This is a genomic window from Clostridium sp. Marseille-Q7071, from assembly GCF_965112025.1.
The window spans coordinates 2,941,963-2,963,014 of sequence record NZ_CBCOPR010000001.1; the positions used below are offsets into that span (position 1 = coordinate 2,941,963).

The 21,052-nt window shown below is 29.1% G+C and carries 19 protein-coding genes; 17 read left to right on the forward strand and 2 right to left on the reverse strand.

Going from position 1 to position 21,052, the window contains the following annotated elements:
• Window positions 1-2: 2 nt before the first annotated feature.
• The 12 genes from ACWPW7_RS13895 (at window position 3) to ACWPW7_RS13950 (ending at window position 13,265) form a co-directional block, all read left to right on the forward strand.
• On the forward strand, window positions 3-329 hold the full coding sequence (locus ACWPW7_RS13895; RefSeq protein ID WP_454053987.1) for an ATPase: 327 nt from the start codon (window positions 3-5) through the stop codon (window positions 327-329).
• Between the two features lies 1 nt (window position 330).
• Complete coding sequence (locus tag ACWPW7_RS13900; protein ID WP_454053988.1) at window positions 331-2,277, forward strand: V-type ATP synthase subunit I; 1,947 nt, start codon at window positions 331-333, stop codon at window positions 2,275-2,277.
• 12 nt (window positions 2,278-2,289) lie between these two features.
• Entirely contained in the window at window positions 2,290-2,772 is a 483-nt protein-coding gene (locus ACWPW7_RS13905; RefSeq protein ID WP_039630411.1) for a V-type ATP synthase subunit K, read from the forward strand.
• A 17-nt stretch (window positions 2,773-2,789) separates the two neighbouring features.
• Complete coding sequence (locus tag ACWPW7_RS13910; protein ID WP_454053989.1) at window positions 2,790-3,389, forward strand: V-type ATP synthase subunit E; 600 nt, start codon at window positions 2,790-2,792, stop codon at window positions 3,387-3,389.
• Between the two features lie 20 nt (window positions 3,390-3,409).
• Window positions 3,410-4,411, forward strand: coding sequence for a V-type ATP synthase subunit C (locus tag ACWPW7_RS13915; RefSeq protein WP_454053990.1), 1,002 nt, complete (start codon window positions 3,410-3,412; stop codon window positions 4,409-4,411).
• Entirely contained in the window at window positions 4,404-4,712 is a 309-nt protein-coding gene (locus tag ACWPW7_RS13920; protein ID WP_080619086.1) for a V-type ATP synthase subunit F, read from the forward strand. The genes ACWPW7_RS13915 and ACWPW7_RS13920 overlap by 8 nt, the downstream gene beginning before the upstream one ends.
• 17 nt (window positions 4,713-4,729) lie before the next feature.
• Window positions 4,730-6,505: a V-type ATP synthase subunit A gene (locus ACWPW7_RS13925; protein WP_454053991.1), complete on the forward strand. Its 1,776-nt coding sequence runs from the start codon at window positions 4,730-4,732 to the stop codon at window positions 6,503-6,505.
• A complete protein-coding gene (locus ACWPW7_RS13930; RefSeq protein ID WP_454053992.1) occupies window positions 6,498-7,880 on the forward strand; it encodes a V-type ATP synthase subunit B in 1,383 nt (460 codons plus the stop codon). The genes ACWPW7_RS13925 and ACWPW7_RS13930 overlap by 8 nt, the downstream gene beginning before the upstream one ends.
• Window positions 7,881-7,882: 2 nt before the next feature.
• Window positions 7,883-8,542, forward strand: coding sequence for a V-type ATP synthase subunit D (locus ACWPW7_RS13935; protein ID WP_454053993.1), 660 nt, complete (start codon window positions 7,883-7,885; stop codon window positions 8,540-8,542).
• Window positions 8,543-8,763: 221 nt separating this feature from the next.
• Complete coding sequence (def, locus tag ACWPW7_RS13940; RefSeq protein WP_454053994.1) at window positions 8,764-9,234, forward strand: peptide deformylase; 471 nt, start codon at window positions 8,764-8,766, stop codon at window positions 9,232-9,234.
• Window positions 9,235-9,702: 468 nt separating this feature from the next.
• The gene (gene helD, locus ACWPW7_RS13945; protein ID WP_454053995.1) at window positions 9,703-11,985 is read left to right on the forward strand and encodes an RNA polymerase recycling motor HelD; all 2,283 of its coding nucleotides are present in this window, start codon (window positions 9,703-9,705) and stop codon (window positions 11,983-11,985) included.
• Between the two features lie 104 nt (window positions 11,986-12,089).
• Complete coding sequence (locus tag ACWPW7_RS13950; protein ID WP_454053996.1) at window positions 12,090-13,265, forward strand: FprA family A-type flavoprotein; 1,176 nt, start codon at window positions 12,090-12,092, stop codon at window positions 13,263-13,265.
• A gap of 226 nt (window positions 13,266-13,491) precedes the next feature.
• Here ACWPW7_RS13950 and rocF read toward each other — a convergent pair whose 3' ends face one another.
• Window positions 13,492-14,388 (reverse strand): arginase, encoded by an 897-nt coding sequence (gene rocF / locus ACWPW7_RS13955; RefSeq protein ID WP_454053997.1) that lies wholly within the window; start codon window positions 14,386-14,388, stop codon window positions 13,492-13,494.
• 199 nt (window positions 14,389-14,587) lie between these two features.
• Here rocF and ACWPW7_RS13960 point away from each other — a divergent pair, with 199 nt between their 5' ends.
• Window positions 14,588-14,986, forward strand: coding sequence for a hypothetical protein (locus tag ACWPW7_RS13960; RefSeq protein WP_454053998.1), 399 nt, complete (start codon window positions 14,588-14,590; stop codon window positions 14,984-14,986).
• Window positions 14,987-15,045: 59 nt separating this feature from the next.
• On the opposite strand, the gene ACWPW7_RS13965 is transcribed toward ACWPW7_RS13960, so the two are convergent.
• Complete coding sequence (locus tag ACWPW7_RS13965) at window positions 15,046-15,213, reverse strand: aspartyl-phosphate phosphatase Spo0E family protein (protein ID WP_082024850.1); 168 nt, start codon at window positions 15,211-15,213, stop codon at window positions 15,046-15,048.
• Window positions 15,214-15,490: 277 nt separating this feature from the next.
• On the opposite strand from ACWPW7_RS13965, the gene ACWPW7_RS13970 reads away from it, so the two are divergent.
• From ACWPW7_RS13970 to ACWPW7_RS13985, 4 genes are all read left to right on the forward strand, one after another.
• A complete protein-coding gene (locus ACWPW7_RS13970) occupies window positions 15,491-15,676 on the forward strand; it encodes a DUF896 domain-containing protein (RefSeq protein WP_039630434.1) in 186 nt (61 codons plus the stop codon).
• Between the two features lie 28 nt (window positions 15,677-15,704).
• A complete protein-coding gene (gene hprK / locus ACWPW7_RS13975) occupies window positions 15,705-16,622 on the forward strand; it encodes an HPr(Ser) kinase/phosphatase (protein ID WP_291561769.1) in 918 nt (305 codons plus the stop codon).
• 221 nt (window positions 16,623-16,843) lie between these two features.
• Window positions 16,844-18,241, forward strand: coding sequence for an aminopeptidase (locus tag ACWPW7_RS13980; RefSeq protein ID WP_291561767.1), 1,398 nt, complete (start codon window positions 16,844-16,846; stop codon window positions 18,239-18,241).
• Between the two features lie 619 nt (window positions 18,242-18,860).
• The gene (locus ACWPW7_RS13985; RefSeq protein ID WP_454053999.1) at window positions 18,861-20,489 is read left to right on the forward strand and encodes a M4 family metallopeptidase; all 1,629 of its coding nucleotides are present in this window, start codon (window positions 18,861-18,863) and stop codon (window positions 20,487-20,489) included.
• Window positions 20,490-21,052 lie beyond the last annotated feature (563 nt).

Below are 21,052 nucleotides of genomic sequence, written 5' to 3' on the forward strand. Positions count from 1 at the left end.
TTTTGGCATTAGAAGCTATAAACAAAGTTAAAACAGCAGAAGATCAAGCAGCACAAATATTAGAAAAAGCATTGAAAGAAAGTAAAGATATAATTAAAAATGCAGAAAGAGAGGCAGATAAGCAGTATGAAGTTAGACTTACTGAAGCTTATAAAGAAGCAGAGCAAATAAAATCTAAATTTATAAGTGAAAGTGAAGTTGAGTCTGAACCTATAATGAAAAAAGGTAAGGAAGAAGTAGGTCATATACTGAATGTAGATGCTAATAAATTTAATAGTGCTGTTAAATTAGTAATTGAGAGGATAGTGAATTTCAATGGCAATAGTTAAAATGAAGAAGTTTACGCTTTTAGCCTTTGAGTCACAAAAGCAAAAGCTATTGCAAGATCTACAAAGGTTAGAAAGTGTTCAATTTTCTGAGGTTTTAATACAAGAAGAACTTGAAGAATATTTACAAAAAGACTCTGCTCATATTGAAATATCAGAAATTGAAGAAGAGCAAGCAAAAATCAGGTTTGCTATTGATTTTTTAAGCCAGTATGAAGAAAAAAAAGGAATGATTCAGAGCTTAAAAGAGGGAAAAAACACTGTTACCTATTATGAACTTGAAAAAGCAGTTGAAGATTTACAATGGAAAAAACAATACAATTATTTAAAAGAAAAAGAAAGCACTATCAACAAGAAAAAACAGCATATCTCAAAACTATCTAGTGAAATTGAAGAAATAGGCAAATGGAGTAATTTAGATATATCTATGAATGAAGTAAATAATTTTAAAAATTGCATTGCCTATTTAGGGGTAGTTCCTAAGAATTTCATAGATAATTTAAGGGAAGATATAAGTTTTCAATATAATAATTGTTATATTGAGGTTGTAAATGAAGATAATAGAGACAGTAATATTCTAATAATTTTCCATAAAGAGTTACAAAGTGAAATAGAAACTTTACTAAAGAGATATAGCTTTAGTAGGGTAAATTATGATTATGAAGTACCACCAAAGGAAGTTATTAGAAATTTTAAAACTAAAATAAAAGAATTAAAAAGTGAGTTAGAAAATATAAAAAAAGAGATTGAAGAACATGTGAAATATATAAATGATTTTAAACTTATATATGAATATAATGAAAATCATTTACTTAGATTAGAGAGTTGTAATAATTTCTTGAGAAGCAAAAATATTCTAACAATAGAAGGATGGTTACCAGAAGAAACTATAGATAAATTTGAAGAAGCAATAAGTAAAAGTCTAAATAGTGAATATTATTTAGAATTAGAAGATGCAAAGGGTGAAGATGTTCCTATATTATTGAAAAATGGAGCAGTATCAGAGGCTTTTGAACCAATTACAGAAATGTATAGTATGCCTAGATACAATGAGATAGACCCAACACCATTATTTATGCCTTTCTATTTTATCTTCTTTGGTATGATGTTATCAGATGCTGGATATGGATTAGTTATGTTTATCGGTTCTTTGGTAGCGTTAAAATTCTTCAATCTAGATGAAGATAAAAGAAAATCCATCAAAATGTTCTTCTATTTAAGTATATCCACAATTTTTTGGGGAGTAATGTACGGTAGTTACTTCGGAGATGCAATTAAAATTAGTCCAATATGGATGAAGCCAGATAGTAATGTAATTTTATTGATGATAGTTTCAGTGGCTTTGGGATTAATTCAAATATATGTTGGTTTAGGAATTAAAGGCTATATGTTAGTTAGAGATGGAAAACCATTAGATGCACTATTAGATGTAGGTTTATGGTATTTGACTTTAACAGGAGGTATTCTATGGTTATTATCAGCTTCAGGTGCATTAAGTAGTTTATCTTCAAGTGGGAATATTCCTACAATTGCAAAATATGCTACATTTGGTGGCATGATATTAATTTTATTAACTCATGGAAGAAGTGAAAAGGGAATAGGCGCAAAACTTGGTGCAGGTTTATATTCATTATATGGAATAACAGGTTATGTAGGAGACTTAGTATCTTATACTAGACTTGCAGCACTTGGACTTGCAACAGGATTTATTGGATCAGCATTTAACTTAATGATTGGAATGCTAGGAAATCCAATAGCAAAAATTTTAGCTGGATCACTGATATTTGTAGTAGGTCACTTATTTAATTTATTCATAAATGCCTTAGGAGCTTATGTTCATACTTGTAGATTACAATATCTTGAGTATTTTAATAAGTTTTATGAAGGCGGAGGCAAAACATTTAGACCATTAAAATTTAGTTCAAAATATGTAAAAGTTGTTAAGGATTAAGGAGGAATTTTCATGACAAACTTAATGGGATTTTTAGTAGACAATGGAGGGATAGTTTTTGCAGCAATGGGTGTTGCATTAGCTGCAATTATGCCAGGAATAGGTTCAGCTAGAGGTGTTGGAATGGTTGGAGAAGCCGCTTCAGGATTAATTACAGAGGAACCAGAAAAGTTCGGTAAGGCACTTATATTAGAATTATTACCAGGTACGCAAGGACTTTATGGTTTCGTTATAGCTCTTATGGTGCTATTCCAAATAAAACCAGATATTACTTTAGCAAATGGTTTATATTTATTCGCAGCTTGTTTACCAATAGCTTTTGCAGGATGGAAATCAGCAATAGCACAAGCAAGAACAGCAGCAGCAGCAATTCAAATATTAGCTAAAAGACCAGAACATAACACAAAAGGTATTATCTTAACAGTTATGGTTGAGACATATGCGTTATTAGGCTTTGTTATGTCACTATTATTAATAATCAACGCTAACTTTTAATTAAGGAAGTGATGATAATGTCAAATTTAGAAAATCTAACTTCAAAGATTATAAGCGATGCTAATGAAAAAGCTGCTGGTATAATTAATGATGCTAAAGTAAAAGAAAAAGAGTTAATAGCTAAAAAGAAAGAAGAAGCTGAAAAACTTGCAAAAAGTATAATAGAAAAAGCAGATTTAGAAGGTAAGAATCTTTTTGATAGAGCTATATCAAAAAGTGAATTAAAAGTAAGAAATGAAAAATTAGTTGCAAAGCAACAAATAATTGATAAAGTTTTTGATGAAGCTATAAAAGAACTTAATAATATGAACTCTGAGGATTATTTAAATTATATAAGAAATAATCTTAAATCAATTAAACTTCAAGGGCATGAAGAAATAATAGTTTCTGAAAATGATAAAGATAAAATAGGTGAAGAATTTATAAAGGAATTAAATAGAACCATTGCTAAAGATGTTGAAAAGGCAAATATCATATTAAGTAAAAATACTAGACAAATGAATGGAGGATTTATTTTAGCTAAAAGTGGTATAGAATTTAACTATTCCTATGATGCTTTAGTGAATTCTTTAAGATATGAAATAGAAAATGAAGTAGCAATGATGTTATTTGATTAATCTTTAAGGAGGATAGCCATATGGATAGAATGAACTTTACTCATGCTGTGGCTAGGCTAAGAGTTATAGAAAAAAAGCTCCTTGATAAAATGAAAATAGAAAGAATGATAGAAAGTAGTTCTTTAGAAGAAGCTATTAAAATTCTTCAAGAAACTCAATATGGAGATAATATATCCATATTGAAAAGAAATGAGGACTATGAACTATTATTAAATGAGGAGTTAAAAAGGCTTTACTCTCTTATGTATGAAATTTCTCCTGAAAAATTAATTGTTGATATTATGAGTATTAAATATGACTATCATAATATTAAAGTTTTAAAGAAGTCTGACATTTTAGGAGGAGATTTATCTTCTTTATTAATTCCTATTGGTACTGTGGAAATTGATAAGTTAAAAAATTCTATGGTTACTAATGAGTTAAAAGAGTTGGAACCTATAATGAGAGAAGCTATTGTAGAAGTTCAAAAGAACTACGAAGAAAATAAGGATTCTCAAAGTGTAGATATAATTTTAGATAATTATATGTATAAAGCTATAATTGAAAAAGCTAAGGAATCCAACTTTGATTTCATTGTAGATTTTATAAAGAAATCAATAGATTTAACTAATATAAAAACAATGATAAGAGTTAAAATGCAAAACAAAGATATTAGATTTTTAGAAAGTGTATTGTTAGATAATGGAAATATATCTAAAGAGTTTTTTATACAGGGACTAAATGATAATTTAGAAAGTTTTAGCAATAGAATATCTAAATATGGATATGAGACTGTCTTAAAAGCTCTAATGGAAGAATATTCAAGTAGTGGCAAATATAATTCTCTTGAAGTTTATTCAGATAATTATTTAATGAGTTTTATAAAAAATGCTAAGAGAATTAATTTTGGTCCAGAACCTATAATTGCATATATAATAGCTAAAGAAACTGAAATAAAAATAATTAGAATAATATTAGCTGGTAAGCTTAATAAAGTTGACAGTAATATTATTAGAGAAAGGTTGCGTGATATATATGCATAAAATTGGAGTTGTAGGGGATAAGGATTCTGTATTAGCATTTAAAGCTATAGGAATAGATGTTTTTCCAGTGGTAGAAGCAGAAGAAGCTAGAAAAGCAATAGATAAAATGGCCTATAACGATTATGCGGTAATATTTGTAACTGAGCAATTAGCACAGCACTTAGATGAAACTATAGAAAGATATAATAAAAAGTTGCTTCCTTCCATTATATTAATTCCAAGTAATCAAGGTACTTTAAACATTGGTAAGAAAAGAATTAGTGATAATGTTGAGAAGGCTGTAGGTGTGAATATCTTATAGAAAGGTAGGTATGTAACTTGAAGAACGGTAAAATTGTTAAGGTTTCAGGTCCTTTAGTTCTTGCTAAGGATATGGATGAAGCCAATATATATGACGTTGTAAAAGTTGGGGAAAAAGGTCTTATCGGTGAAATAATTGAGATGAGAGGCGATAAAGCTTCTATACAAGTTTATGAAGAAACTTCAGGTTTAGGACCAGGAGATCCTGTTACAACTACAGGAGAGCCTTTAAGTGTTGAGCTTGGGCCTGGGCTTATAGAGTCAATGTTTGACGGAATACAAAGACCTTTAGATGCATTTATGGAGGCTGCAAAATCATCCTTTTTATCAAAGGGTGTATCTGTAAAATCTCTAAACAGAGATAGAAAATGGGAATTTAAACCTACTGTTAAAGTTGGAGATGCAATTGTAGCTGGAGATATAATAGGAACTGTTCAAGAAACACCAGTAGTACTTCATAAAATAATGGTACCTTATGGAGTAGAAGGAACAGTTAAGGATATAAAATCAGGAGAATTTACTATTGAAGAAACTGTTTGTATAGTTTCTTCAGAAAAAGGTGATAAAGAATTAAACTTAATTCAAAAATGGCCTGTAAGACGTGGTAGACCATACTCTAGAAAATTAAATCCGATAGAGCCAATGATTACAGGACAAAGGGTTATTGATACTTTCTTTCCAGTAGCAAAAGGTGGAGCAGCAGCAGTTCCAGGACCATTTGGAGCTGGTAAAACTGTTGTTCAACATCAAATAGCAAAATGGGGAGATGCAGAAATAGTTGTTTATGTTGGATGTGGAGAACGTGGAAATGAAATGACTGACGTTCTAAACGAATTCCCTGAACTTAAAGATCCAAAAACAGGGGAAAGTTTAATGAAAAGAACAGTACTTATAGCTAATACTTCCAATATGCCAGTTGCAGCGAGAGAAGCTTCAATTTACACTGGTATAACAATTGCAGAGTATTTTAGAGATATGGGATATTCTGTTTCAATAATGGCAGACTCTACTTCACGTTGGGCTGAAGCTTTAAGAGAGATGTCAGGAAGGCTTGAAGAAATGCCAGGTGATGAAGGATACCCAGCATACTTAGGTTCAAGACTTGCTGATTATTATGAAAGAGCTGGTAAAGTTATAGCATTGGGTTCAGATGGTAGAGAAGGAGCAGTAACTGCAATAGGAGCTGTTTCACCACCAGGAGGAGACTTATCAGAACCAGTTACACAGGCTACTTTAAGAATAGTTAAGGTATTCTGGGGATTAGATGCAAATCTTGCCTATAGAAGACATTTCCCAGCAATTAATTGGTTGGATTCATATTCCTTATATCTAGATAAGATGGGAAGTTGGATGAATGAAAACATATCTCCAGATTGGTCTGAGTTAAGAACAGAAGCAATGGCACTTCTTCAAGAGGAAGCAAACTTAGAAGAAATAGTAAGACTTGTTGGTATAGATGCACTATCTGAAAGAGATAGATTAAAACTAGAAGTTTCTAAATCTATAAGAGAAGACTATCTACAGCAAAACGCTTTCCATGAAGTTGATACTTATGCTTCATTAAATAAACAATATAAGATGTTAAAGCTTGTTTTGAAATTTATGAAAGAAGCGAATAAAGCTCTTGATGCTGGAGTTTATTTAGAAAAAATACTTAACGTGTCAGTAAGAGATAAGATTGCAAGAAGTAAGTATATATCAGAAACTGAAATAGATAAAATGAAAGAAATTGAAGAAGAATTAGAAAGTGAAATTCAAAAACTAATCATCGAAGGAGGTGTTCTAAATGCTTAAAGAATATAGGACAGTTGCGGAAGTAGTTGGACCTTTGATGGTTGTTGAAGGTGTTGAAGGTGTAAAGTTCGACGAATTAGTTGATATAGAATTACAAACTGGAGAAAAGAGAAGAGGTAAGGTTCTTGAGATTAATGGTAGCAATGCCATGGTTCAGCTTTTTGAGGGTTCAACTGGAATAAATTTAAAAGGAACTAAAGTTAAGTTCCTAGGAAGACCTCTAGAACTTGGAGTATCAGAAGATATGCTAGGAAGAGTCTTTGATGGTATGGGTAGACCAAAAGATAATGGTCCTAAAATTATTCCAGAGAAGAGATTAGATATAAATGGGGAACCTATAAACCCTGTAGCAAGAAATTATCCATCAGAATTTATTCAGACAGGTATTTCTGCTATAGATGGACTTAATACTTTAGTTAGAGGACAAAAACTTCCTGTGTTTTCAGGATCAGGTCTTCCACATGCTCAACTTGCTGCACAGATAGCAAGACAGGCAAAGGTTTTAAATTCTGATTCAAAATTTGCTGTGGTTTTTGCAGCTATAGGTATTACTTTTGAAGAAGCAGAATTCTTCGTTGAAGAATTTACAAAAACAGGAGCTATAGATAGATCAGTTCTATTTATGAACTTAGCTAATGATCCAGCTGTAGAGAGAATAGCTACTCCAAGAATGGCGCTAACAACAGCTGAATATCTTGCTTATGAAAAAGGAATGCACGTATTAGTTATAATGACAGATATAACTAACTATGCTGAAGCATTACGTGAAGTTTCTGCAGCTAGAAAAGAAGTTCCAGGTAGAAGAGGATATCCTGGTTATTTATATACTGACCTTTCAACACTATATGAAAGAGCTGGAAGATTGAGAGGAAAAGAGGGCTCTATTACTCAAATTCCTATTTTAACAATGCCAGAAGATGATAAAACGCATCCAATTCCAGACCTTACTGGATATATAACAGAGGGACAAATAATCCTTTCAAGAGAGCTATATAAGAAGGGAATAATGCCTCCAATAGATGTTTTACCATCATTATCAAGACTTAAAGATAAAGGTATAGGAAAAGGTAAAACGAGAGAAGATCATGCAGATACTATGAACCAATTATTTTCAGCTTATGCACAGGGTAAACAGGCAAAAGAGCTTGCAGCAATATTAGGAGAATCTGCCCTTTCTGAAGCAGATAAAAAGTATGCTAAATTTGCAGAGGCTTTTGAAAAAAAATATGTTTCTCAAGGTTTTGAAGCAAATAGAACTGTAGAAGAAACATTAAAATTAGGTTGGGATTTATTAACTATATTACCTAGAACGGAGCTTAAAAGAATTAGAGATGAATATTTAGAGAAGTATTTACCTCTAAGAGAGGATGATTAACTATGGCGAAACTAAATGTTAATCCCACCAGAATGGAGCTCACCAGGCTTAAAAAAAGATTGGCCACTGCTACTAGAGGGCATAAATTACTAAAAGATAAGCAAGATGAGCTTATGAGAAGATTCATTGATTTAATTAAATATAATAACAAATTAAGAAGTGAAGTTGAAGAAAAGCTCCAAGAAGTCTTTAAAAATTTCTTTATGGCAAGTGCTGCTATGCCACCTCAATTCTTAGAGGCTGCATTATCTTGCCCTAAAGAAAGTATATCTGTAGAGGTTGAAACTAAAAATGTAATGAGTGTTAATGTGCCAGTAATGAATTTCATTAGAAAACTTGAAAGTGATCCAGGAAGTATTTATCCTTATGGATTCGCGTCTACTACAATAGAGTTAGATGAAGCAATTGAAAAGTTATATTTAATATTACCTAAACTTTTAGAATTGGCAGAAGTAGAAAAAGCTTGTCAATTGATGGCTGATGAGATTGAAAAGACTAGAAGAAGAGTTAATGCCCTTGAATATATGACAATACCTCAGCTTCAAGAAACTATAAAATATATAAAGATGAAGCTTGACGAAAATGAAAGAGGAGCTTTAACTAGATTAATGAAAGTTAAAAGTATAATGGAAGAAACACAAAGAGCACAACAACAAAACTGAGACTTATTTGTCTCAGTTTTTTAATGTTTAAAGAATACAACATTTATCTTTATAAAATTTAACTGATTTAGTTGAAAAGATGAGATTCTGTTAGAAAGAAATTAATAAATGATTTTTATTAAAAAATATTTGAGTAATATGATTAACTATTATATAATTTAAAAGGAATAATACCTTGTGAAAGGAGGATTTAAGGCAAAGATATGTCTTAATATATATTTATGGCGATAAGAAAGATACTTCAGTATGGTGATAAAAAACTGAATAAAGTATGTGAACCTATTACTAAAATTGATGAAGAAGTACTAGCGTTAGTACAGGATTTAAAGGATACTTTGTACAATTGTAGTGGAGTTGGTCTAGCAGCACCACAAATAGGTATATTAAAAAGAGCTATATTAATAGATCTGAGAGATGGATCTGATTCAATAGTGCTATTGAATCCTAAAATAATTGAAAGCTCAGGAAGCGAAGAAGATTATGAAGGATGCTTAAGCTACGAAGATCATGAAGGCTTAGTAGTAAGACCTACTAGAGTAATTGTAGAAGGTATGAATGTAGATGGACAGAAAGTTCAATATGAAGCAGTAGATTTTTTAGCTAGAGCATTTTGTCATGAAATCGATCATTTAGATGGAATATTATATATGTCAAAGGCTACTGAGATGTACGAACTTGTTGACGAAGAGTAAAGACGTGATTATTTCACGTCTTTTTAATGCATACGAAATATTTTAAAGCTAAAATAATTAACTTTTATTTTCAGAAATCCCAACCCCATATACTCCAAAACTATTACTTCTAAAATAGCTTTTTTTATTTTTGTATATTTTTATATTAGAGGAAAGTTTTAGTGATTTTTCTATATAGATTTTAACATTTTTATATTCAAATGATGTATAATTAGTAATATCATCATAAAAATTTTTACACTCTACCCAAAGTGCTTTAGAGGGGGTATTTCCTCAACATAAATTTACATTGATGATTTTAATAACAAAAGAATAATTATTTTTTAATGCGTAATTGTATGCATTATCTTCAATATAAATCATATTATCAACTCCAATAATTAATGATAACATTATACCATATAAGATGCAGAAAAAATTTATAATATTTTTACTATTATAAGGTTTATAAGAAATTGAGGTGTTAATATGGCCATAGAAAAAAGTAAACTGAACTTAGAACTTAAAAAATTTGAAGAAGTTAGAGATTGGGTTATTATAGAAAAAAATAAGACCTCAAAGAAATATGAAGAGTATGAAGAAAAGATTTCTGCTTTGAAAAAGTCTAGTGGTGGAAGTTTTAGTAATGATTTAATATTAGCAGAGAGAATTTTTCAATTTACAGAAAAGAATTTAAATAAATATAAGGAAGCAAGTAAGCAACCTTACTTTGCGAGAATTGATTTTAGAGAAAAACGATATGATACAGAAACTTTTTATATTGGAAAATTCGGATTAAATGACGAATTAAAAAATGAAGAAATTGTAATCGATTGGAGAGCACCTATTGCTAACTTATATTATAGTGGAACCTACGGCGAATCACATTATATATCTCCAGAGGGGATAATCGAAGGAGAATTAAAGCTTAAAAGAAAATTTTTAGTTAGAGATGAGAAGCTTATAGATGCTTTTGATGAAGGAATAAATGAAATCATATTAAAGAGTAGTGTAGAAGGTAATGAATTAATAGATGAATTTTTAAAGATAAATCTTGAACAAAGTATAAGTAGCAAGCTTAAAGATGTAGTTGCCACTATACAAAAGGAACAAAATGAGATAATAAGAGCATATAAAAATAAAGCTATGATAATACAAGGATCTGCTGGTTCTGGAAAAACTACTGTTGCACTACATAGATTAGCTTATTTAGTGTATACATACAATGAAGTTTTAGAACATGAAGAAATACTTGTGGTAGCGCCTAATGAAATATTTTTAGATTATATTTCTGAAGTATTACCTAATTTAGGTGTGTATACAGTTACTCAAAGTACTTTTGAAAGTTTATGTGCATCACTAATAAATTACAAAGGTAGAATTTATACTAAAGATAAAAAATTATCTTATTTAATGGAAGATAGTGATGAGGAAGATAAAAAATATTTAACCGCTGTAAGTAAAATAAAAGGTTCTTTAAGTTTTAAAGTTATATTAGATAGATATATAAAATATCTAGAGAGAAAAGATGTTGAAGTTGATGATATAAAGATAGATGGGTATGTTTTATATAGTGCAAAGGAAATTAAAAAACTATATATAAGAGATTTAAAGCATCTACCAATTGTAAAACGTAAAGATGAAATTAACCGATATTTTAAACAAAAATTAAAAGATAAACTTGAAAACGTGCAAAATCAGATTGAAGATAACTATAGTTTTAAGATAAAAGACATTAAATCTAAAGAAAATTTAAACGATGAAGGAAAAAGAAAAATCATTATAGAACTTTATGATGAACGAGATAAGTTTATTAAAGAATTAAAACAAAAGGGAAATAAAGCTTTAAAAGACTTTTTTAATAGTTGGCAGAATGAAAAATTGATATCTACTTATTATAATTTATATTCAAATGAAGAGATTTTTAATGAGATTACTGATAATAAAATTCCTTCAAAGCTTGTAAAATACATAGTTAATAGTGCTGAAAAAAATATTAGAGACAAAATTATCGATAGTGAAGATTTACCACATGTAGTTTATTTAAAAATGGCCTTAGAGGGCATACATAGTAAATATATACATGTAATTGTAGATGAAGCTCAAGATTATAGTTACTTTGAAATGCTTATATTGAAGCTATTGTCAAAACAAAACTCTTTGACCATAGTAGGAGACTTAGGACAAGGAATTTATAGTCATAAAGGTATTGACTCATGGGAAAAGCTTATAACAACTGTATTTGAAAATGATGCAACTTATGTTTCTCTAACACAAAGTTATAGATCTACGGTGGAAATTATAGATTTTGCTAATATAGTGCTAGATAAACAAGAATTAAATTTAATTCCTGCAAAACCAGTTTTAAGACATGGGCATAAGCCTAAGATTATAAAAATTGAAAACACTTTAGATGGAATAAATAAAATAGATAAGATTGTTGAAGAAGTTGAAGATATAAATAAAAAAACTGTTGCAATTATATGTAAGACTTATAAACAATGTAGAGATGTTTTAAAGGAGTTAAAAAAGCAAAGTAACTATCAGTGGAGTATGGTTGATGAAAATGATAGTGGTATTAAAGGGAATAGAATAATAATTCCTAGTTATATGACAAAGGGATTAGAGTTTGACGCTACGATAGTTTATAATTGTGATAAAGAGAATTATGGTGAGAATAATCTTGATAAAAAATTACTCTATGTCAATTTAACAAGAGCATTGCATAGAGAGTATATAATGTATAAAAAAAGTCTATCAAAATTGTTATAAATTCATATATTGATAACTGTTATTACTTGAAAATGGCCATTTTATATGTTACCATATAAAGGGTATTATTTAAGGAAAAATATCTTATAGTGGAGGTCTTGTATATGAAACCAGTTGAATTAAAAGATAAATTATATTGGATAGGTGTTAATGACCCAGAATTAAGAGTATTTGATATTATAATGGAAACCAAAAAAGGGACAACCTATAATTCTTATTTAATTGATGATGAAAAGGTTGTGATTGTAGATACTGTTAAAGATAAGTTTTTCGATCAATATTTAAAGAATATAAGAAGTGTTATAGGAAATAGAGATATCGATTACATAATTGTACAACATACTGAACTCGATCATAGTGGTTCCTTAATAAAGCTGTTAGAACATTATCCTAATGCTAAAATAGTTGGATCTAGAGCTGCTATAAAATATTTAGGTGGAATATTGAATTCAAATTTCTATAATCAAGTTGCTGAAGGCGAGCTAAATATAGGTAATAGAGTTTTAGAATTTATTTCTGCACCAAACTTACATTGGCCAGATACAATATTCACATATGATAAAATTAATAAAGTTCTATTTACTTGTGACGTTATGGGATGCCATTATTGTCCTGCGAATTGTATAACAGACAGTTGTAGTGGAGATTATACTGAAGAAATGAAATATTATTTTGATGTGATAATGGGGCCATTTAAAAAGTTTGTTAATGCAGGATTAGATAAAATAGAAAATCTTGAAAAAAATATGATTGCACCAAGTCATGGCCCAGTTCATATTGATGACATAGAGAAATTTACAAAATTATATAGAGAATGGGCTAAAGAAACTACTGTAGATGAAAAGAATATTCAAATATTTTATGTTTCAGCTTATGGAAATACTGAGTCAATGGCAAAATTTTTAGCTAAGACTATTGAAGATAATCAAATTAAAGCAGAAGCCCATGAAATAACTACTACTGATTTTAGTAAAATGATTGAGCTTGTAGATAAGTCAAGTGGTATTATTATAGGTTCTCCAACCATTAATCAAGATGCAGTAGAACCAACATGGAACTTATTATCTCATGTAAGTGCTATAGTAAATAGGGGAAAAGTTGCTTCAGCCTTTGGATCCTATGGATGGAGTGGAGAAGCAGTTCCAATGCTAAATAGTAGGTTAAAGGAACTTAAATTTAAAACGTTACCAGAAGGATTAAAATTTAATTTTGTTCCAAGTAAAGAAGACTTCACAGCAGCAGAATCTTTCGTGGAGAATTTCTTACAATTAGTTAAATAATAAGATAAAACACAATGAATTAAAAAGAAATTTAGATTTATCACAATTAAATTATTTTAATATTTTTATCATAGTATTAGAAATTACTATTCTAATTTGAAAAATTAGTTTTAATTCCTTTATATTTAGTAAAAAAATATATATAATTGTTTGATTTACAATTGGGATGAAAAACTAAAGCGTGAAAAGCGTATTAAAAAACCGTGATTTAATCACGGTTTTACTTTTACAAATATTTAGATATATAATCAATGATTTCAACACAAAATTCAATGGTATCATTGCCTTTATCAAGTTCTGTATTCAGCTCTACAAAATCCATAGATTTTATTAATCTAGTTTCTAATAGATATTTTAATATAAATTTAGCCTCGTTAACAGTTAATCCATTCTCAACTGGAGTTCCAGTTCCAGGAAGAAACTTAGGATCTATAGAGTCAATATCAAAGCTTAAATGTACTGCATCAACATTATTTTTAATTAAAATTTCTTTAATATCATTTAAAATATCCTCTACCCCTCTTTTTTGAACTTCTTCAGTAGTATAAACATTTAATTTATGCTTTTCTATTAATTGAAGTTCTCCAGTATCTAAATCTCTAGCACCTATTATAAATACATTCTTAGGATTTACTTTTTTATCTTCAAAATAAAGCTTTGTTAAAGTATCGTGACCTATCCCCATGGCAGCGGCTAAAGGCATTCCATGCACATTGCCAGATGGTGATGTTTCATGAGTATTAATATCACCATGAGCATCTACCCAAATAACTGCAAGATTATTGTAATATTTACTAGCACCTGAAATACTACCTAATCCTAAGGAGTGGTCTCCTCCTATAGTTAATGGAAAACTTTCAGACTTTAATGAACTGTAAACAGTATGAGCTAAATTTGTGTTTACATCTATGATACTGTCAACATACTTCATGTTTTTATGAGCTGAGAACTTATCACACTCTTTTTTTTCAGGAACATATAAGTTTCCCAAATCATATACAGTATGATTATTATTTCTAATAATTTGAGCTATGTTTTTTTCTCTTAGTTTATTTGGTGCTAAATCAACACCTTTTTTGTCGCAGCCCAAAAATATTGGTACTCCAATTAAGTTAATATTCATAATTAATTCCTCCTTTGCATTGTATCCTTTGCGATTTTAAATTATATAACAAATTTCAACAAAATATAAGTCTTTTTTCAAAAAGTGTATTATTAAAATTATTAATAAAATATAGAATTTTAAGTCAATACTATATTAAAGGATTTATTATTTGTATGTAGAATAATAAATAGTTATAATACTTTAAGGAGGTAATATATTGAACAAGAAAGAAATACTTAATTTTTTAGAAGAAAACGAATTATCGGATGTAAGTGAAGTAGCTTATGAAAGTAAAGAATTGATTATAGCTTTTAAATATTATTTCGATGATATTGAGATTGAAGCCGCTAATGAATATGCCAATGAAGAATATGAGGGAAAAATAAAGGATGAAGATTGGTACTATGAATATTTTTTACCTTATTTAAGTGATTTTGCATTAGATAATGTGGAGGATATACTAGATGAGTGTGCTGAAGAATATGATATGAATTATGAGTTCATAGCCTATGAACTTACAGAGAAGAAATATGATTTTAATAATTTCGTAGTTGTTTTTTCTAAAGATGAAATAAATAATATTGATGATATAATTTTATATTTAGATGAAAAATAAAACATACAAGACTTCAGGAACTTATTAAGTTTCTGAAGCTTGTACAATTTAATAAGAAATTATGCTCCAAATTTTTTTAGTTTTTGATATTCAACTATATATTCGTCTAAATGTTGAGAACAACTTACAACAATTTTATCTGTAGGCTTTTTAAACATAAGAAGTAAATGTAATAAAGTCTTGAAAGAATTAATTTTTTGTTTTAAAATTTTTACTTTAACAAACATACTTTATCTCCCACATAATTAAATAATCTATAATTACTATCATTTAATTTATACTTTAATTTTAACAAATTAGACAAGAAATGTTAATCATTTTAATTTGCCATTTTTATGTATTTTTTTACAAATTATACATAAAATCATAAATAATTTCCAATAAATGATATATACATTTTTTGGAAAATAAAACAAAATGTTGATTTATAGATGTGTGGAAAAAAATGTAAAATACAAAAATGTCAAATTATAAAATATTTATTTAGAAAGAAGGAATAATAAAATGAATATTGACAAAATCATTGAAAGAATCAATTTTTTATATAAAAAAAGTCAAAATGAAGGTTTAACTGATGAAGAAAAAGTAGAACAACAGGAATTAAGACAAAGATATATAGATAATGTAAAGAGAAATTTTAGAGCCCAATTAGATGGAATAGAGAGAGTACCGCCAAAAAATGCAAATTAAAATTGTCATAAAGTGAGGGTGAAATATTATGATAGTAAACGTTGAAAAGTTAATAAATAATTTTAATCTAGAGATAATGTTAAAGGGGGAGGATAATAAGAATATAATATTAGGAGGTATTAATAGACCGGGACTTCAACTAACTGGTTTTTATGATTATTTTGATGAAAAAAGGGTTCAGATAATAGGAAAAACTGAATATAGCTATTTAGAATCTTTATCTCCTGAAATTAGAAAAGAAAGAATGAATAAATTTTTTTCTTATGATGCTCCTTGCACCATTATAACCCGCTCATTAGAAATTCATAAAGAAGTCTTGGAAGCTGCTGAAAAACATAATTCATGGGTATTGAGAACAGATATGAAGGCTACGCGATTTGTTAGTAAGTTAACTAATTTTCTTGATATTGAGTTAGCACCTGAAACAAGAATTCATGGAGTATTAGTAGATGTATATGGTATAGGAATACTTATTATTGGAGAAAGTGGTATAGGTAAAAGTGAAACAGCATTAGAACTTATAAAGAGGGGACATAGGTTAATTGCTGATGATGCAGTAGATATTAAAGAAATTGATGGATTTTTATATGGTAGTTGTCCTTATATAACTCAAGGTATGCTTGAGGTTAGAGGAATGGGAATTATTGATGTACCTGCAATATATGGTATGAGTTCAGTAAAATCTAAGAAACAAATCAATTTAGTAATTTCAATAGAAAATTGGAGTAGTAATGAAAATTATGAGAGATTAGGGATAGATAAAGACTATATAGAAATTTTAAACACTGAAGTAGAAAAATTAACTTTACCTGTAAGACCTGGAAGGAACATAGCAGTAATAATTGAAGCCGCAGCTGCCAACTATAGATATAGTTATACTTCAAATATTACTGCAGTAGATACTATAGAAAAAAGAATGAATGAATTAAATAATTCGGATTTTTAATATGAAAGTATATAGGGTATATTTTATACTACAATACATAATAAAAACTAAAAGATAGCATAATTATCTTTAGAATCCGATTATTTATTTGAAGCAAAATATACAAAGAAAAATTTGCTGATTATTTTGCTTTAAACCGCTAAAAATATATTTGTAATTTATAGAATTATTTAGTAGAATGTAGAATATAAGTATATAAAGTGTTGAAAGGGGATCGTGCAATGACAGATTTAGTTAAAAAGTATGAACTAGCTTGGGACAAGTATTCTAAAGAAGATTTAGAAAAAGTTTTCGCATTATCTGATAGATATATAAACTTTATGTCAAAATGCAAAACAGAAAGAGAGTGTGTTACAGAATTTATAGCTCTTGCTGAAAAAAAAGGATATAAAGATATTAACACATACATTGCTGAAGGAAAAACATTAAAAGCTGGAGATAAAGTATATGCAAATTGTATGGGAAAAACTTTAGCACTGTTTTTAATTGGTTCAGAACCAGTTGAAAAAGGCTTTAAAATATTAGGAGCACATGTTGATTCACCAAGATTAGACTTAAAACAAAATCCACTATATGAAGATTCTGATTTAGCATTATTAAAAACCCATTATTATGGTGGAGTTAAGAAGTATCAATGGACAACTATTCCACTAGCTATTCATGGAGTTGTTTGCAAAAAAGATGGTTCAACCGTTAATGTTGTAATAGGTGAAAATGATAATGAACCAGTAGTAGGAATATCCGATTTATTAATTCATTTAGCTGGAGATCAAATGCAAAAAACTTTAGCTAAAGCTGTTGAAGGTGAACAATTAAATGTATTTATCGGAAGTATACCAGTTGAAGATAAAGAAGCTAAAAATAGAGTTAAATTAAATGTGTTAAGATTATTAAATGATAAGTATGGAATTACAGAAGAAGATTTTGTATCGGCTGAACTTGAAGTAGTTCCAGCAGGAAGAGCTAGAAGTTATGGATTAGATAGCTCAATGGTTATGGCTTATGGTCATGATGACAGAGTGTGTGCTTATACTTCATTTGAAGCTATGATGAATTTAAATGAAACTGATAAGACTTGTATAACTCTTTTAGTTGATAAAGAAGAAGTAGGAAGCATGGGCGCTACAGGTATGCAATCAAGATTCTTTGAGAATACTGTTGCAGAACTAGTGAATTTAATGGGGGATTATAGTGATCTTAAAGTTAGAAGATCGTTAGCTAATTCAAAAATGCTATCTTCAGATGTAAGTGCTGCATTTGATCCAAATTATCCATCTGTAAGTGAAAAACAAAACAATGCATTCTTTGGAAAAGGAGTTGTTTTTAACAAATACACTGGAGCTAGAGGTAAAGGTGGATGTAATGATGCTAATCCAGAATTTATTGCTGAATTAAGAAAAGTAATGGATAAACATAACGTTTCATGGCAAACTTCAGAACTTGGAAAAGTAGATCAAGGTGGCGGTGGTACAATCGCTTATATTTTAGCTGAGTACGGAATGGAAGTTATAGATTCAGGAGTTGCTCTGCACAATATGCACGCTCCATATGAAATTGCGAGCAAAGCAGATATATATGAAGCTTGTAGAGCATATGAAGCATTCTTATTAGAAGTTTAAATTATATAAAGAAGGATGTATAAATTAATTGTCCACCCTTCAATTTAATAAAAACCCTCTGTTTTTTAGCAGAGGGTTTTTATGTTAATTCTTTTAAGTATAGCAATGATATCTCATATGTTATCTAGATAATGTGAAATTCATCAATGTAAAAAATTTAAAATTTCTATGCTGTAAGCTGTTCTGTTATCTAAGACTAATGTAGGTCTGTCTAAAAGTATTAAAGCTTTTTAGCGATGGAAATTTCTATTTTAGCATTCGGATAATCTTGAATACTTTTTGCCCTTTTAAAAACTTTAATTTACATTCTTTAAGGTTCTTTTCTTTCATCATAGCTTAAATATAAATTTTTTATTTTGCTATAATATTTAGACTTTATATAAAAGCTATCTGATTATTCATCTACATATTAATATAATATAAAATCTCCATAATTTTTTTAAAATTAGGTTTACATTTCGCAATGAAATTTCTTTTTTTATTATTGAAAGCTAAATCTTAACCTAAGTAAAGCAGAGGAAAATAATAGGGATAGTTATTTTTTCTTTGTATCCCCTTTACAACAGGGTTAGATGAAATTTTCGAAAAATTTTATCTATTAAATGAGAGGGGAAATATTATGTTAAAAAAGAAAACACTATCAATTATTATATTAAGTTCAATGTTATTAAATACTGCTTCTTCAGCAGTCCTAGCTAAACCTGTTGAGGGGCCAAATGACAAGGTTACTACAATTGAAAATCCTACTGAAGATAAGTTTACATTTATAAATAAGGAATTTAAAGAAGTAGTAGCTAACGAGATAGAAGCTCAAGCTTTTCTTATGAACAATAAAGAGCTTTTAGGAAAAACTACAGGAACCTTTGAAGTTGTAGATACTGAAAAAGATGAAATTGGATATACACATTTTAGAAGCGTAATGACTGGAGATGGAATACCTGTATATGGTTCTGACGTAGTTGTTCACGTAGATAAAAATAATAAGGTATATGCAGTTAATGGTACTATAAATGAAAATGTTATGAATATAGAATGGTCAGATCTTGTAAAAATATCTCAAGAAGATGCTCTTAAAATAGCTAAAGATCTTTTAAACATTAAAGATTTACCAAAGGATGCAAATATTAATCCTGAACTTTATATTTATGAACATGAAGGAAAATTCAATGTTGTGTATCTTGTTCAATTGCTTACTCTAGAAAATGAACCAACCAGTTGGCAAGTTTTCGTTAATGCAGAAAATGGACAAATTGTAAATAAGTTAAGCTTTGTTCAAAATGCAGCTCCAGCGCAAGGAACTGGTGTTGATTTAAAAGGTAAAAATGTATCAATAAACACTTACGAAGAAAATGGAAAATACTATCTAAAGGATACTACAAGACTTTCAAATGGTTCAATAATAACCTTTGACTTAAATAATATAAGTGAAAACTCTTATTTTAACTCTTCAAGATATGGTAATTTTAATGGAACTGTAGTTTCAAGTGCTAATAATGCATTTAATACTGAAAGAATGAAGGCTGCAGTAAGTGCTCATGATAATGTTGCGAAGGTTGTTGATTACTATAAAACTGAATTTAACCGTGATGGTATTGATGGTCGTGGTTCTGATGTAAAGATAGGTGTTCATCTAGACAATAAATATAACAATGCTTTTTGGGATCCAAGCGTAAAAGCTATGGTTTTTGGTGATGGAGATGGCAGAATTTTCAGTTCCCTTGCAGAAGCTCTTGACGTTACAGCTCATGAAACTACTCATGGCGTAATAGATTCCAGTTCAAAGCTTTTGTATCAAAATCAATCTGGTGCATTAAATGAAGCTCTTGCAGATATAATGGGAGTTGCATGTGAAAATGAACCTGGTGATTGGCAAATTGGAGAAGACGTGTATACACCTAATACTCCTGGAGATGCTTTAAGAGATATGGAGGATCCAACAAGATGTGGACAACCTGATCATTTTAGTGCATACCCAGGTGATGTGAGATATCCAAGTCAATACAATGATTATGGTGGAGTTCATAAATATTCAGGTATAATCCTAAAGGCCGCTTACAATATAGGCTCTCAAATAGGCATGAGAGAAATGGGTAGACTTTTCTATAGAGCTAACCACTATTTTACAAGTACAACTAACTTTGCGCAAGCTAGAATATCTACTCTTCAAGCAGCTTCAGATCTTTATGGAAAAGATAGTCGTGAGTATAAAATAGTTGGTCAAGCATTTGATGCTGTTGGAATAAAATAGCAGGTAAAAGTCTTAAGATAACTTGAATAAATATGAATCAAAGAATACTCTGCTATAACTTTATGTATCACTTAAAAGTATAAAAGCGTATTAATCTCCTATAAGTAAAGGAGAAGATAAGATCAACTTCGTTAGAGAAAAAAATTCACATTTATTTAACTAATGATTACCATGTACTGATGAAAAAAATTCTATATTATTTTTGGATAGGATTGAGTAAATAATAATTCACCTTACTTCTTAGAAATTGCATATTTTCAGTAAGCTATAAGAAAAGACCTGCAGTAATTATACTGCAGGTCTTTTTCAGATTTTTGACGTACATATTATATTAACATTTTTAATTTTTGAAAATATTTTGTTAATTCCTTTAAGTATAGGAATGATATCTTATACGTTATCCATAGGATTCCACTTACTAAAACATACTTATTGCACTTCTAAAAAACTTTCTCTTACATTCTTTAAAGTTTTCTTTTTTCATCATAATTTAAATATAATTTTTAAAATTAGGTTTACATTTCGTAATGAAATTTCTTTTTTTATTATTGAAAAATAAATCT

Coding starts and splice junctions, on each gene's coding strand:
- ACWPW7_RS13900 (WP_454053988.1), top strand. CDS start 331: ATGAAGAAGTTTACGCTTTTAGCCTTTGAGTCACAAAAGCAAAAGCTA.
- ACWPW7_RS13905 (WP_039630411.1), top strand. CDS start 2,290: ATGACAAACTTAATGGGATTTTTAGTAGACAATGGAGGGATAGTTTTT.
- ACWPW7_RS13910 (WP_454053989.1), top strand. CDS start 2,790: ATGTCAAATTTAGAAAATCTAACTTCAAAGATTATAAGCGATGCTAAT.
- ACWPW7_RS13915 (WP_454053990.1), top strand. CDS start 3,410: ATGGATAGAATGAACTTTACTCATGCTGTGGCTAGGCTAAGAGTTATA.
- ACWPW7_RS13920 (WP_080619086.1), top strand. CDS start 4,404: ATGCATAAAATTGGAGTTGTAGGGGATAAGGATTCTGTATTAGCATTT.
- ACWPW7_RS13930 (WP_454053992.1), top strand. CDS start 6,498: ATGCTTAAAGAATATAGGACAGTTGCGGAAGTAGTTGGACCTTTGATG.
- ACWPW7_RS13935 (WP_454053993.1), top strand. CDS start 7,883: ATGGCGAAACTAAATGTTAATCCCACCAGAATGGAGCTCACCAGGCTT.
- def (WP_454053994.1), top strand. CDS start 8,764: ATGGCGATAAGAAAGATACTTCAGTATGGTGATAAAAAACTGAATAAA.
- helD (WP_454053995.1), top strand. CDS start 9,703: ATGGCCATAGAAAAAAGTAAACTGAACTTAGAACTTAAAAAATTTGAA.
- ACWPW7_RS13950 (WP_454053996.1), top strand. CDS start 12,090: ATGAAACCAGTTGAATTAAAAGATAAATTATATTGGATAGGTGTTAAT.
- rocF (WP_454053997.1), bottom strand. CDS start 14,388: ATGAATATTAACTTAATTGGAGTACCAATATTTTTGGGCTGCGACAAA.
- ACWPW7_RS13965 (WP_082024850.1), bottom strand. CDS start 15,213: ATGTTTGTTAAAGTAAAAATTTTAAAACAAAAAATTAATTCTTTCAAG.
- ACWPW7_RS13970 (WP_039630434.1), top strand. CDS start 15,491: ATGAATATTGACAAAATCATTGAAAGAATCAATTTTTTATATAAAAAA.
- hprK (WP_291561769.1), top strand. CDS start 15,705: ATGATAGTAAACGTTGAAAAGTTAATAAATAATTTTAATCTAGAGATA.
- ACWPW7_RS13980 (WP_291561767.1), top strand. CDS start 16,844: ATGACAGATTTAGTTAAAAAGTATGAACTAGCTTGGGACAAGTATTCT.
- ACWPW7_RS13985 (WP_454053999.1), top strand. CDS start 18,861: ATGTTAAAAAAGAAAACACTATCAATTATTATATTAAGTTCAATGTTA.